Below are 13,608 nucleotides of genomic sequence, written 5' to 3' on the forward strand. Positions count from 1 at the left end.
ACCCTATGAACACGAACGTTATCAGTCTGGTCTCGATTGGCGCCCACCCGACCTCTGGCCGGCCACGACGCGCCGAACAGGACGCCCGCGCGGTCGAGCTGGGCTTGCAACTGGCGGGGGATGACCTGCAAGTGCTGCACGCCGGTGATATCGCCGAACCGGCCCTGCGCGCCTATCTGGGCATGGGCCTTGAGCAGATGCACGTGCTGGAACAACCGGCTGGCGCCGATGCGCTGCCGGCGCTGACCGCGTACCTGCGTGACGCAGGCGCGCAGGTGGTGTTGACCGGCAGCCAGGCGGAAACCGGCGAAGGTTCGGGGATGTTGCCGTTTCTGCTGGCTGAAGGGCTGGGCTGGCCACTGGTGGTCGGGCTGGCACAGGTGGAGTCGATCAACGAAGGCTCGGCGCTGGTGCTGCAAGCGTTGCCGCGGGGGCAGCGGCGACGCCTGAAGGTCAAGCTGCCGTTTCTGGCGACTGTGGATAACGCTGCACCGAAGCCTCGGCAGAGTGCCTATGGGCCAGCGCGACGGGGCGAGTTGCAGGCCAATGAAGTCGAGGTGGTGGACGACCAGCTCCTGGCCGTCGCCACGCTGCAACCGGCCAAGCCACGGCCCAAGCGTTTGAAAGTGATCAAGGCCAAGAGCGGGGCTGACCGCATGAAGGCTGCCACGGCGAAGGCCAGTGGTGGCGGTGGGCAGGTTCTGAAAGGTGTGACTGCGCAGGCGGGTGCCGAAGCCATCCTTAAATTGCTGATCGAAGAGGGTGTGGTCCGCTGAAAACCCCTCACCCTAGCCCTCTCCCGGAGGGAAAGGGGACCTACGGTGGCGCTCTCAGGTTTTACGTCGACCTGAACGATCAGGTTGAACTCAGGTTCGGCCAAACCAAGGTCACCGCATGGGGTGCAGGTCTGTACATTTCTCCATTCCACCTCGGTCGGCTCCCTCTCCCTCCGGGAGAGGGCTGGGCAGGCGGCGTTCCGATGAGGGTAGCGGTTTACCCACAATCCCTGTTGGCGGATCTGTGGATAACGTGTTCGCCCCTCCCTACATCCCGCGCCAATCAAGCCCTGCAGCCATCCGGTCAAAAAACAACCAGCCTAAGTCGCGGTTTTTTCTCGGTTTTTCCGCTGAATAACGCGGCAAGTTGCCCCCAATCTCTGTTGGCGCTTCTGTGGACAACATGTTCGCTATCCGCTGCAAGCCATATAAAACAGGGCTTGCAAGCGGGTGATCAGATTTTGATCAAATGAAGCCTTTGTGCAGTAAAAGCTTCAACGGAAAGGGGGTTTTCCCCGATTTTTACGCTTTTCCACAGACAGGGCGAAGTTACCCCCGATCTCTGTTGGCGCTTCTGTGGATAACGTGTTCGCTACCCGCTACAGCCCTTTAGATTCAAGACCTGTAGAGGATTGATCAAAAAAAGATCAATCGTTTCCAGAAACCATGGTTTTGAATAAGTCACGGTTTTTCTTTGCAAATCAGCGGGATATTTGATGATTCATCCACAGTTACCCCCAGTTGCTGTGGGTGGGTATGTGGATAACTTGTTTGCGGAAGGCTGGGGGGCTTGCTGGGTATGGCTGGCGGGGTGGTTGATCAGAAATTGTGCAATCAAGGCTGGGGTTTTGGTGAATGTTAGATAGCTATCGCGAGCAGGCTCACTCCTACAGGGGGACGCATTCCAAACTGTAGGAGTGAGCCTGCTCGCGATGCTTTTGCTTTTTAGCCCTGAACCGGTACACCTTTGAGATAAGGCGCTGGCTCGGCGCCGAGGTTGTTCAACATCCGCTCGCTGTACCAGTCCACAAAGTTGACCACGCCAAACTCATAAGTCTTCGAGTACGGCCCTGGCTGGTAAGCCGTCGAATTGATCCCGCGCTGGTTCTCTTCCGCCAGACGACGGTCCTGATCGTTGGTTGCGTCCCACACCTGGCGCATACGTTCGACATCGTAATCGACGCCTTCAACGGCATCCTTGTGCACCAGCCATTTGGTGGTGACCATGGTTTCCTGAGCGCTGATCGGCCACACGGTGAAGACGATGATGTGGTCGCCCATGCAGTGGTTCCACGAATGCGGCAAGTGCAGGATGCGCATTGAGCCCAGATCCGGGTTCTTGATCCGGCCCATCAGTTTCGCGCAGCCCTGTTTGCCATCGAGGGTCATCGACACGGTGCCCTTGAGCAGCGGCATGCGCACGATGCGGTTGCGCAGGCCGAAGCTGGCGTGGGCGTAAGGAATCTTCTCGGCTTCCCAGGCAGCGGCGGAGGCGGCAACGTGGTCCTTGAACGCCTGATCGGCGCGTGGGTCGGTGACGTCGTCCCATTCCAGCAGGGTTTTCAGCAGTTCCGGGTGCGACGCGTTGCAGTGGTAGCACTCGCGGTTGTTTTCCAGGACGAGTTTCCAGTTGGCCTTTTCCATCAAGGTGGTGGTGATCGCCACCTTGGTGTTCTCCATGTCGTACGGTTCCATGTAATGGTTGAGCGTCGACAGGAAGTCATCAATAGCCGGCGGGTTTTCCGCCAGGCTGATGAAGATGTAGCCACCGGCAGTTTTCACATTCACCGGTTTGAGGCCGTACTGCTTCATGTCGAAGTCGGCGCCCATCTCGGTGCCGGCGAACAGCAGGCGGCCGTCCAGTTCGTACGTCCACTGGTGGTAATGGCAGACCAGTTTGGCGACCTTGCCTTTTTCACTGGTGCACAGGCGCGAGCCACGGTGCCGGCAAACGTTATGGAATGCGTGCACCACGCCTTCGGCGCCACGAATGACGATGATCGGGTTCTTGCCGACCTGCAGGGTCAGGTAGTTGCCCTTGGCCGGGATTTCGCAGGTCATGCCGGCGATCAACCACTCTTTCTGAAAGATCTCCTGCATGTCGATATCGAACAGGCGCTCGTCGCTGTAGAACGGCTGCGGCAGGGAGAAGGTCCGCTCGCGTTCCTGGAGCATTTGTGCGGTGGCCTTGCGTGCGGGTTCCAGCGGATCGCCCAGGCTGATTTTTGCGGTGACGTCCATCGATGTAATCCTCATGGCCCTCTGCGTGGCCGGCGAAAGTGGCTGATCAGGTGTGCTGCAAAACAGTTGCTACGCAAGGTGTAAAGAAGTCGTCTTGTGTTGGGGCGAGTGTGGGGCCGGCGCTGCCCCGAACCTTATCCATGGGCGACATGGTGCAATCTGTTCCCGACGCGCAAGCCCCGGTGTTCAAGGGCTGGTCGCGATAAGTATGTCAATGTCGCGGATAGGTAAACGGACGGTCCGCGCTATACGCAGAATCGCCGACATGAGGCCGACAGTCGGCCGTGGAGAACAGCATGTCCAACAGCTTCCTGAATCCGGTCACCACCCAGACCTGGGCCAATGGCCGACACATTGTCCGTTGCGTCAAAGTCATCCAGGAAACCTGGGATGTGCGCACGTTCTGCTTTATGGCCGACCAGCCGATCATGTTCTTTTTCAAGCCGGGTCAGTTCGTCACCCTGGAGCTGGAAATCGAAGGCCAGCCGGTCATGCGCTCGTACACCATTTCCAGCTCGCCATCGGTGCCGTACAGCTTCTCGGTAACCATCAAGCGCGTGCCGGGTGGCAAGGTCTCGAACTGGTTGCACGACACGCTGCATGAAGGACAGGAGCTGGCGGTGCATGGCCCGGTCGGGTTGTTCAATGCCATCGACTTCCCGAGCCCGAAAGTTTTGTACCTGAGCGGCGGCGTCGGTATCACGCCGTGCATGTCGATGGCGCGCTGGTTCTACGACACCAACGCCAATGTCGACATGACCTTTATCCACAGCGCGCGCTCGCCGAAGGACATCATCTATCACCGCGAGCTGGAACACATGGCGTCGCGGATCGACAACTTCAGCCTGCACCTGATCTGCGAGAAACATGGCCTCGGTGAGCCGTGGGCCGGCTATCGCGGCTACCTCAACCACAAGATGCTTGAGCTGATGGTGCCGGACTTCCTCGAACGCGAAGTGTTCTGCTGCGGCCCGACGCCGTACATGACCGCGGTCAAGCGCTTGCTGGAAAACGCCGGCTACGACATGTCGCGTTATCACGAGGAATCCTTCGGCGCCACGCCACCGGAAGCGCGTGCCGACGCGGTGGAACAGGCCGAGCAGGCAGCCGATGCGCCGGAAATCGACGCGGCGGATCTGCATCAAGTCGAATTCACCGCCTCCGGCAAGAGCATCCGCGTGGCACCGGGCGAAACCGTGCACGCGGCGGCGGCCAAGCTGGGCCTGATGATTCCGAAAGCCTGCGGCATGGGCATTTGCGGGACGTGCAAGGTGATGAAACTGGGCGGCGAAGTGGAGATGGAGCACAACGGCGGGATTACCGAGGATGACGAGGCGGAAGGATTTATCCTGTCTTGCTGCAGTGTGCCTAAAGGTGACGTGCGGATTGAGTTCTGATAGGCAGCTTATGATCGTTCCCACGCTCCGCGTGGGAACGCAGCCCGGGACGCTCCGCGTCCCATTTCAATACCAGCGCTGAACCTCGATCAGTCCCTCAATTCCTGCGTAGTCCCTGGCACTCGAATACCGCCAATGCTCTGGTAAATCCACGTAACCGCGTTTCACCGGGTTGTTGTGGATGTATTCAAGTTTCTGGCGCATCACTGATTCGCTGTAGACCATCTCTGCGTGCGCGCCTTCTTGCCACAGTTGATAAACCCGATCCTGCTTATGCGCGCGTTTGCTGAAGCGCAGACGCTGCAGGGCTTTGTCAGCGCCTTTGGTTTGCAAATCTTTGATGATCTGTCGCGCGGTGAAGGATTTGAACTGGCTGAGGCATTTGCTCAGATCGGGTGCTTGAGCGACGAAATGTAGGTGGTTTTCCAGGATCACGTAGCCATACAGCTTCAAGTCGTGATGAGTTTGTTGATAGCGCCAGCAATGGAGCAGGTGCTCAACGATGTATGGGCGAATGAATAACGGCAACCATTCCATAACGGTACAGGTCAGGAAGTGCGGCTTGTCGGCTTCGGTAATCGTGTAGCGGCTGCGGCCCATGGGATTCGATCCTTGAATCTTGCGGTGCGAAGGAGATGGAACGCGGAGCGTCCCGAGAGGCGTTACCACGCGGAGCGTGGGAACGATCAGAGTGGGGCGTGCGGATTTATCGCGCTAGAGGAAGAAGTCACTGGTGTGCGTGGGAAACGTCGTTTTGACGCGGGATCGTTCCCACGCTTTGCGTGGGAATGCAGCCACTGAAGCTCTGCGTCATAGCGGTGTTTAGTGTGGCGAAGGTGGTGGGGCTGGAACGCGGAGCGTCCCGGGAGGCATTCCCACGCGGAGCGTGGGAACGATCAGAGTGGGGTGTGCGGGATGTTCGCGATAGAGGGGAAGTAGGGTATTGCGGTGGGAAAAGTCAGTCCCGACCCAAGATCGTTCCCACGCTCTGCGTGGGAATGCAGCCACTGACGCTCCGCGTCATAGCGATGTTCAATGTGGCGATGGTGGTGGGGCTGGAACGCGGAGCGTCCCGGGAGGCGTTCCCACGCGGAGCGTGGGAACGATCAGTGTGGCGGGGGGATCAGGCCGACATCACTTCGCGAATATCCCGCGCCAGTTCGCGCACGCGCTCTTCTTCGGTGTCCCAAGAGCACATGAAGCGTGCCCCGCCCTTGCCGATGAAGGTGTAGAAGCGCCAGTTCTTTGCGGTCAGGGCGGCGATGGCCGGTTCTGACAGTTGCAGGAACACGCCGTTGGCCTGCACCGGGAACATCAGTTCGACGCCGGGTATGTCGCTGACCAGTTCGGCCAGCAGTTGCGCGCAGTGGTTGGCGTGGCGCGCGTATTTGAGCCAGGCGCCGTTTTCCAGAATGCCGACCCAGGGCGCCGACAGGAAGCGCATTTTCGACGCCAGTTGCCCGGCCTGTTTGCAGCGGTAATCGAAGTCTTCGGCCAGTTTGTGATTGAAGAACAGGATCGCCTCGCCCACGGCCATACCGTTTTTCGTGCCGCCGAAGCACAGCACATCGACGCCGGCCTTCCAGGTCAGATCCGCCGGCGAGCAGCCGAGGAACGCGCACGCGTTGGAAAACCGCGCGCCGTCCATGTGCAGGTGCAGGCCCAGCTCCTTGCAGGTGGCGCTGATCGCGCGGACTTCTTCCGGGGTGTAGACGCTGCCGACTTCAGTGGCCTGGGTCAGGGTCACCACGCGCGGTTTCGGGTAGTGAATGTCCTGGCGCTTGAGCGCGACTTCGCGGATCGACTGCGGGGTGATCTTGCCGTTTTCGGTGCCGGCGATCAGCAGTTTCGAACCATTGGAGAAAAATTCCGGGGCGCCGCATTCGTCGGTTTCGACGTGGGCGGTTTCCGAGCAGATCACGCTGTGGTAACTCTGGCACAGCGACGACAGGGCCAGAGAGTTGGCGGCGGTGCCGTTGAAGGCGAAGAACACTTCGCAGTCGGTTTCGAACAAGTTGCGGAAATGATCGGCCGCGCGGGCGGTCCATTCATCGTCGCCATAGGCGCGCTGGTGGCCGTGGTTGGCCTGTTCCATGGCAGCCCAGGCTTCCGGGCAGATACCGGAATAGTTGTCGCTGGCGAATTGTTGGCTCTTGTCGGTCATGGCCGGCTTCCGTAATCGAGACTCTTGTGAAGGCTCGTGGTCAATGAAGATGCGCACTTTACCGAAGATCTTCCGGGGAGCACATGCGATGTCGGGTGCAGGAAATTACCAGTTTATGGGCCGATTATGCACCTGAGCCGACGCGACGGCGCGCTGGATCTGCTCAAGTGGCTGGCGCTATTGAGTATGGTCCTCGATCACCTGCGGTATGTCGGCTTTTCCGCCGATTGGCTGTACGTGCCGGGGCGACTGGCCTATCCGTGGTTTTGCCTGGCGATGGCGGCGAATCTGGCCCGGGACGGTTCTCGGAAAATGGAGTGGCGCTATCTGGGCTGGCTGTTGCTGTTCAGCGCCGTCAGTGAAATTCCGTATCGCTTGTACATTGCTGATCCCGATACTTTGAACGTAATGCCGACGCTGGCGTTGGGTTTGTTGGTGGCGCGCGGTTGGCAGGACTCATCATCGGTATCGCGACTGCTGGCAACCGCTGCGCTGCTGGCCGCGGCGGTTTTTTCAGAGCGACTGATGTTTGGTTTTTTTGGCGTTCTGCTGCCTTTGGCGATGCTCGTGGTGTTTCGTCACCCCTGGTATCTCGGTCTGCTGCCGGGCCTGATCTGTGTCGCCGCGAATCAATGGCAGGTATTGCTCGAATCGGCGCGGTTCGGCAATCGCGTGGCGATTGTCGGTCTGGCGACTTGTCTGTTTGCGCCGATACTGGGGATGTTCCTGTTGCGACATGGGCGACATCTTCAGCCGCCACCGATGCGCCGTTGGGCGTATGCGCTGTATCCAGCGCATTTCCTCCTGCTACTACTGATCCGCCAGCTCGCCGCTTAACCCTGTGGGAGCTGGCAAGCCAGCTCCCACAGGGTTCTCCAGTGTTTTCCAGATCGAGTCTGGAGAACGCATTTCCAGCCATGTCGTAAACGCACCTTTGCGTGGCGCGCGCAGGCATTTGAGCTGTCTGTGCCGGTCATACCATCGCATCAAAGGGCACCGCTGCGATTGCCGGTGCCTTACCGAGACGAATGGCGCACAGATGCCGCTGGGAGAGACGCGATGTTCAGCAAGCAAGACCAGATCCAGGGTTACGACGATGCACTGCTGGCGGCGATGAATGCCGAGGAGCAACGTCAGGAAGATCACATCGAGCTGATCGCGTCGGAGAACTACACCAGCAAGCGCGTCATGCAGGCGCAAGGCAGTGGCCTGACCAACAAGTACGCCGAAGGCTATCCGGGCAAGCGCTACTACGGCGGTTGCGAGCATGTGGACAAAGTCGAAGCGCTGGCGATCGAACGCGCCAAGCAACTGTTCGGCGCCGATTACGCCAACGTCCAGCCGCACTCCGGTTCTTCGGCCAACAGCGCGGTGTACCTGGCGCTGATCCAGCCGGGCGACACCATCCTGGGCATGAGCCTGGCCCACGGCGGTCATCTGACCCACGGCGCGAAAGTGTCGTCCTCGGGCAAGCTCTACAACGCCGTGCAGTACGGCATCAACACCGACACCGGGTTGATCGATTACGACGAAGTCGAGCGTCTGGCCGTTGAGTGCAAGCCGAAAATGATCGTTGCCGGTTTCTCGGCTTATTCGAAAACCCTGGATTTCCCACGCTTCCGCCAGATCGCCGACAAGGTCGGTGCGCTGCTGTTCGTCGACATGGCCCACGTCGCCGGTCTGGTCGCCGCTGGCCTGTACCCGAATCCGCTGCCGTACGCTGACGTCGTCACCACCACGACCCACAAGACGCTGCGCGGTCCACGCGGCGGGCTGATCCTGGCCAAGTCCAACGAAGAGATCGAAAAGAAGCTCAACGCTGCCGTGTTCCCCGGCGCCCAGGGTGGCCCGCTGATGCACGTCATCGCCGGTAAAGCGGTGTGCTTCAAGGAGGCGCTGGAGCCGGGTTTCAAGGCCTATCAGCAACAAGTGATCGACAACGCTCAGGCGATGGCCAGCGTGTTCATCAAACGTGGCTACGATGTGGTGTCCGGCGGCACCGATAACCATTTGTTCCTGGTCAGCCTGATCCGTCAGGGCCTGACCGGCAAGGACGCTGACGCCGCCCTCGGCCGCGCCCACATCACTGTGAACAAGAACGCCGTGCCGAACGACCCGCAGTCGCCGTTCGTGACCTCGGGCCTGCGCATTGGCACCCCGGCGGTGACCACCCGTGGCTTCAAGGTCAGCCAGTGCGAAACCCTCGCCGGCTGGATCTGCGACATCCTCGACAACCTCGGTGACGCCGATGTCGAGGCCAATGTCGCGCAACAGGTTTCGGCGCTGTGCGCAGACTTCCCGGTTTATCGCTGAGCGTTCTGGAGTAAATGACTATGCAACGCTATTCGGGCTTCGGCCTCTTCAAACACTCGCTCAGCCACCACGAAAACTGGCAGCGCATGTGGCGCACGCCGACGCCGAAAAAAGTCTACGACGTGGTCATCGTCGGCGGTGGCGGTCACGGTCTGGCGACCGCCTATTACCTGGCGAAAGAACATGGCATCACCAACGTCGCGGTGGTCGAGAAGGGCTGGCTGGGCGGCGGTAACACCGCGCGCAACACCACCATCGTCCGCTCCAACTACCTGTGGGACGAGTCGGCGCACCTCTACGAGCATGCGATGAAATTGTGGGAAGGCCTGTCGCAGGACCTCAACTACAACGTGATGTTCTCCCAGCGTGGCGTCTACAACCTGTGCCACACCCTGCAGGACATCCGTGACTCCGAGCGTCGGGTCAGCGCCAACCGCCTCAACGGCGTGGATGGTGAACTGCTCAACGCCAAGCAAGTGGCAGACGAAATTCCGTACCTCGATTGCTCAAAAAATACCCGCTACCCGGTAATGGGCGCCACCGTGCAGCGTCGCGGCGGCGTCGCCCGTCACGATGCCGTGGCCTGGGGCTTTGCCCGTGCCGCCGATGCCTTGGGCGTGGACCTGATCCAGCAGACCGAAGTGATCGGTTTCCGCAAGGAAAACGGCGTGTGCATCGGCGTCGAAACCAACAAGGGTTTCATCGGCGCCAAGCGCGTCGGCGTGGTCACTGCCGGTAACTCCGGGCACATGGCCAAGCTGGCCGGTTTCCGTCTGCCGATCGAATCCCACCCGCTGCAAGCGCTGGTGTCCGAGCCGATCAAGCCAATCATCGACAGCGTGATCATGTCCAACGCCGTGCACGGTTACATCAGCCAATCCGACAAGGGCGACCTGGTGATCGGAGCCGGTATCGACGGCTACAACGGCTACGGCCAGCGTGGTTCTTACCCGGTGATCGAGCACACCGTGCAAGCGATCGTCGAGATGTTCCCGGTGTTGTCCCGCGTGCGCATGAACCGCCAGTGGGGCGGCATCGTCGACACCACCCCGGACGCCTGCCCGATCATTTCGAAAACCCCGGTACCGAACATGTTCTTCAACTGCGGTTGGGGCACCGGTGGCTTCAAGGCCACGCCTGGCTCAGGCAACGTGTTTGCTGCGAGTCTGGCCAAGGGTGAAATGCACCCGTTGGCCGCTCCGTTTTCCATCGACCGTTTCCACAACGGCGCCCTCATCGATGAACACGGCGCTGCTGCCGTCGCCCACTAACAGGAGAAATCCCCATGTTGCATATCTTCTGTCCTCACTGCGGCGAACTGCGCTCCGAAGAGGAATTCCACGCATCCGGCCAGGCGCACATTCCGCGCCCGCTGGATCCGAACGCCTGCACCGACGAGGAGTGGGGCGACTACATGTTCTTCCGCGATAACCCGCGCGGTCTGCACCACGAGCTGTGGGATCACGTCGCCGGTTGCCGGCAGTACTTCAACGTCACCCGCGACACCGTGACCTACGAGATTCTCGAGAGCTACAAGATCGGCCAGAAGCCACAATTCACCGACAAGGCTGGCACGGCAAAAACCGCCACGACGGCGCTGGGAGAGAAGGTATGAGCCAGACCAATCGCCTGTCCAACGGTGGACGGATCGACCGCAACAAAGTGCTGAGCTTCACCTTCAACGGCCAGACCTACAAAGGTTTCGAGGGTGACACCCTGGCCGCTGCGCTGATTGCCAACGGCGTCGACATCATCGGCCGCAGCTTCAAGTACTCGCGTCCACGCGGCATCTTCGCCGCCGGTGCCGAAGAGCCGAACGCGATCCTGCAGATCGGCGCTACCGAAGCCACGCAGATTCCCAACGTGCGCGCCACGCAACAGGCGTTGTACCAAGGCTTGGTCGCGACCAGCACCAACGGCTGGCCGAGCGTCAACAACGACATGATGGGGATTCTCGGCAAGGTCGGCGGCAAGCTGATGCCGCCGGGCTTCTACTACAAAACCTTCATGTACCCGCAATCGTTCTGGATGACTTACGAGAAGTACATCCGCAAGGCTGCCGGGCTCGGCCGTTCGCCGACCGAGAACGATCCGGACACCTACGACTACATGAACCAGCACTGCGACGTGCTGATCGTTGGCGCCGGCCCGGCCGGTCTCGCCGCTGCCCTGGCCGCTGCGCGCAGCGGTGCCCGGGTGATTCTGGCCGATGAGCAGGAAGAGTTCGGCGGCAGCCTGCTCGACTCGCGCGAAAGCCTCGACGGCAAACCGGCGATGGAGTGGGTCGCCAGCGTTCTCGCTGAATTGAAGAACACCCCGGACGTGCTGCTGTTGCCGCGCGCCACGGTCAACGGTTACCACGACCACAACTTCCTGACCATTCACGAACGCCTCACCGATCACCTCGGTGACCGTGCGCCGATCGGCCAGGTGCGTCAGCGCATCCACCGTGTCCGTGCCAAGCGTGTGGTGCTGGCGACCGGTGCGCATGAGCGTCCGCTGGTCTACGGCAACAACGACGTGCCGGGCAACATGCTCGCCGGTGCGGTGTCGACTTACGTGCGTCGCTACGGCGTGGCGCCGGGCAAAAAACTGGTCCTCAGCACTAACAACGATCACGCCTATCGCGTCGCGCTCGATTGGCTCGATGCCAGTCTGCAAGTGGTGGCGATCGCCGATGCGCGCAGCAATCCGCGCGGGGCACTGGTGGAAGAAGCGCGCGCCAAAGGCATTCGCATTCTCACCGGCAGTGCAGTGATCGAAGCCCGTGGCAGCAAACGCGTGACCGCTGCCCGCGTTGCCGCGATCGATGTAAAAGCACACGCCGTGACCAGCCCGGGCGAATGGCTCGACTGCGATCTGGTCGCCAGTTCCGGCGGCTACAGCCCGGTCGTGCACCTGGCTTCGCACTTGGGCGGCAAGCCGGTCTGGCGTGAAGACATCCTCGGTTTCGTACCGGGCGAGGCACCGCAGAAACGCGTCTGCGTCGGTGGCGTCAATGGCGTTTATGCGCTCGGCGATTCTCTGGCTGACGGGTTCGAAGGTGGCGTGCGCGCTGCCGCTGAAGCCGGCTTTCAGACCGTCGAAGGCGTATTGCCGAAAGCCTTGAGCCGCGTCGAAGAACCGACCCTGGCGCTGTTCCAGGTGCCGCACGAGAAGAACTCGGCACGCGCGCCGAAGCAATTCGTCGACCTGCAGAACGACGTCACCGCCGGTGGCATCGAACTGGCGACCCGTGAAGGTTTCGAGTCGGTCGAGCACGTCAAGCGCTATACCGCGCTGGGCTTCGGCACCGATCAGGGCAAGCTCGGCAACGTCAACGGTCTGGCGATTGCCGCCCGATCCTTGAACGTGAGCATCCCGCAGATGGGCACCACCATGTTCCGCCCGAACTACACGCCGGTGACTTTCGGCGCCGTGGCCGGTCGCCACTGTGGGCACATTTTCGAACCGGTGCGCTACACCGCGCTGCATGCCTGGCATGTGAAAAGCGGCGCCGAGTTTGAAGACGTCGGGCAGTGGAAGCGTCCATGGTACTTCCCGAAAAACGGCGAAGACCTGCACGCCGCGGTCAAGCGCGAATGCAAAGCCGTGCGCGACAGCGTCGGCCTGCTCGATGCCTCGACCCTCGGCAAGATCGACATTCAAGGCCCGGATGCCCGCGAATTCCTCAACCGCGTGTACACCAACGCCTGGACCAAGCTCGACGTGGGCAAGGCGCGTTACGGTTTGATGTGCAAGGAAGACGGGATGGTCTTCGACGACGGTGTCACGGCGTGTCTGGCCGACAACCATTTCGTCATGACCACCACCACCGGCGGCGCTGCCCGCGTACTGCAATGGCTGGAGCTGTACCACCAGACCGAATGGCCGCAGATGAAGGTCTACTTCACCTCGGTCACCGACCACTGGGCGACCATGACCCTGTCCGGGCCGAACAGCCGCAAGCTGCTCAGCGCCGTGACCGACATTGATCTGAGCAACGAAGCGTTCCCGTTCATGACCTGGAAAGAAGGTCTGGTGGGTGACGTGCCGGCGCGGGTGTTCCGCATCTCGTTCACTGGTGAGCTGTCGTACGAAGTCAACGTCCAGGCCGACTATGCGATGGGCGTGCTGGAGAAAATCGTCGAGGCCGGCAAGCAGTACAACCTGACCCCGTACGGCACCGAAACCATGCACGTGCTGCGTGCGGAAAAGGGTTTCATCATCGTCGGCCAGGACACCGACGGCTCGATGACCCCGGACGACCTGAACATGGGCTGGTGTGTCGGCCGCACCAAACCATTCTCGTGGATCGGCCAGCGTGGGATGAACCGTGAAGATTGCGTGCGTGATCAGCGCAAACAGTTGGTCGGCCTGAAGCCGATCGATCCGACCAAATGGCTGCCGGAAGGTGCGCAGCTGGTGTTCAACACCAAGCAGACGATCCCGATGAGCATGGTCGGCCACGTGACTTCCAGCTACGCGCACAACTCCCTCGGTTATTCGTTTGCCATGGGTGTGGTCAAGGGCGGTCTCAAGCGCATGGGCGAGCGGGTGTTTGCACCGCTGGCCGACGGCAGCGTGATCGAGGCGGAAATCGTCTCTTCGGTATTCTTCGATCCGAAGGGCGAGCGGCAGAACATCTGACACTGATCGTTCCCACGCTCCGCGTGGGAATGCATCCCGGGACGCTCCGCGTCCCAAGAGCGGACGCAGAGCGTCCATGGCGGCATTC

At 60.8% G+C, this 13,608-nt stretch carries 10 protein-coding genes; 7 read left to right on the forward strand and 3 right to left on the reverse strand.

Translation table 11 applies throughout. The annotated features are described in order from the left end of the window. Positions 1 to 5 precede the first annotated feature (5 nt). On the forward strand, positions 6 to 776 hold the full coding sequence (locus J3P93_RS02580) for an electron transfer flavoprotein subunit beta (RefSeq protein WP_434594885.1): 771 nt from the start codon (positions 6 to 8) through the stop codon (positions 774 to 776). 945 nt (positions 777 to 1,721) lie between these two features. Here the strand turns inward: J3P93_RS02580 and gbcA are convergent. Beyond that, positions 1,722 to 3,017, reverse strand: a complete 1,296-nt coding sequence (gbcA, locus tag J3P93_RS02585) for a glycine-betaine demethylase subunit GbcA (protein ID WP_016772823.1) — start codon at positions 3,015 to 3,017, stop codon at positions 1,722 to 1,724. 296 nt (positions 3,018 to 3,313) lie between these two features. Here gbcA and gbcB point away from each other — a divergent pair, with 296 nt between their 5' ends. Next, a complete protein-coding gene (gbcB, locus tag J3P93_RS02590; RefSeq protein ID WP_208939476.1) occupies positions 3,314 to 4,414 on the forward strand; it encodes a glycine-betaine demethylase subunit GbcB in 1,101 nt (366 codons plus the stop codon). 66 nt (positions 4,415 to 4,480) lie between these two features. Here the strand turns inward: gbcB and J3P93_RS02595 are convergent, their stop codons facing one another. Further along, entirely contained in the window at positions 4,481 to 5,014 is a 534-nt protein-coding gene (locus tag J3P93_RS02595) for an REP-associated tyrosine transposase (protein WP_434594888.1), read from the reverse strand. Positions 5,015 to 5,537: 523 nt separating this feature from the next. Continuing rightward, on the reverse strand, positions 5,538 to 6,578 hold the full coding sequence (locus J3P93_RS02600; RefSeq protein ID WP_090286977.1) for a low specificity L-threonine aldolase: 1,041 nt from the start codon (positions 6,576 to 6,578) through the stop codon (positions 5,538 to 5,540). Between the two features lie 126 nt (positions 6,579 to 6,704). Here J3P93_RS02600 and J3P93_RS02605 point away from each other — a divergent pair, with 126 nt between their 5' ends. The 5 genes from J3P93_RS02605 (at position 6,705) to J3P93_RS02625 (ending at position 13,520) form a co-directional block, all read left to right on the forward strand. After that, positions 6,705 to 7,415, forward strand: a complete 711-nt coding sequence (locus J3P93_RS02605; RefSeq protein WP_434598275.1) for a TraX family protein — start codon at positions 6,705 to 6,707, stop codon at positions 7,413 to 7,415. A gap of 222 nt (positions 7,416 to 7,637) precedes the next feature. After that, positions 7,638 to 8,891 carry a serine hydroxymethyltransferase gene (glyA, locus tag J3P93_RS02610; protein ID WP_024014589.1) on the forward strand — a complete coding sequence of 418 codons (1,254 nt, stop codon included), beginning with the start codon at positions 7,638 to 7,640 and terminating at the stop codon, positions 8,889 to 8,891. 20 nt (positions 8,892 to 8,911) lie between these two features. Beyond that, complete coding sequence (locus J3P93_RS02615; protein ID WP_003177603.1) at positions 8,912 to 10,162, forward strand: sarcosine oxidase subunit beta; 1,251 nt, start codon at positions 8,912 to 8,914, stop codon at positions 10,160 to 10,162. A 14-nt stretch (positions 10,163 to 10,176) separates the two neighbouring features. Then, on the forward strand, positions 10,177 to 10,506 hold the full coding sequence (locus J3P93_RS02620; protein ID WP_434594892.1) for a sarcosine oxidase subunit delta: 330 nt from the start codon (positions 10,177 to 10,179) through the stop codon (positions 10,504 to 10,506). Beyond that, complete coding sequence (locus J3P93_RS02625) at positions 10,503 to 13,520, forward strand: sarcosine oxidase subunit alpha (protein ID WP_434594894.1); 3,018 nt, start codon at positions 10,503 to 10,505, stop codon at positions 13,518 to 13,520. The genes J3P93_RS02620 and J3P93_RS02625 overlap by 4 nt, the downstream gene beginning before the upstream one ends. Positions 13,521 to 13,608: the final 88 nt, after the last annotated feature.

The organism is Pseudomonas sp. R3-57 (assembly GCF_051132065.1).
Lineage (GTDB): Bacteria > Pseudomonadota > Gammaproteobacteria > Pseudomonadales > Pseudomonadaceae > Aquipseudomonas.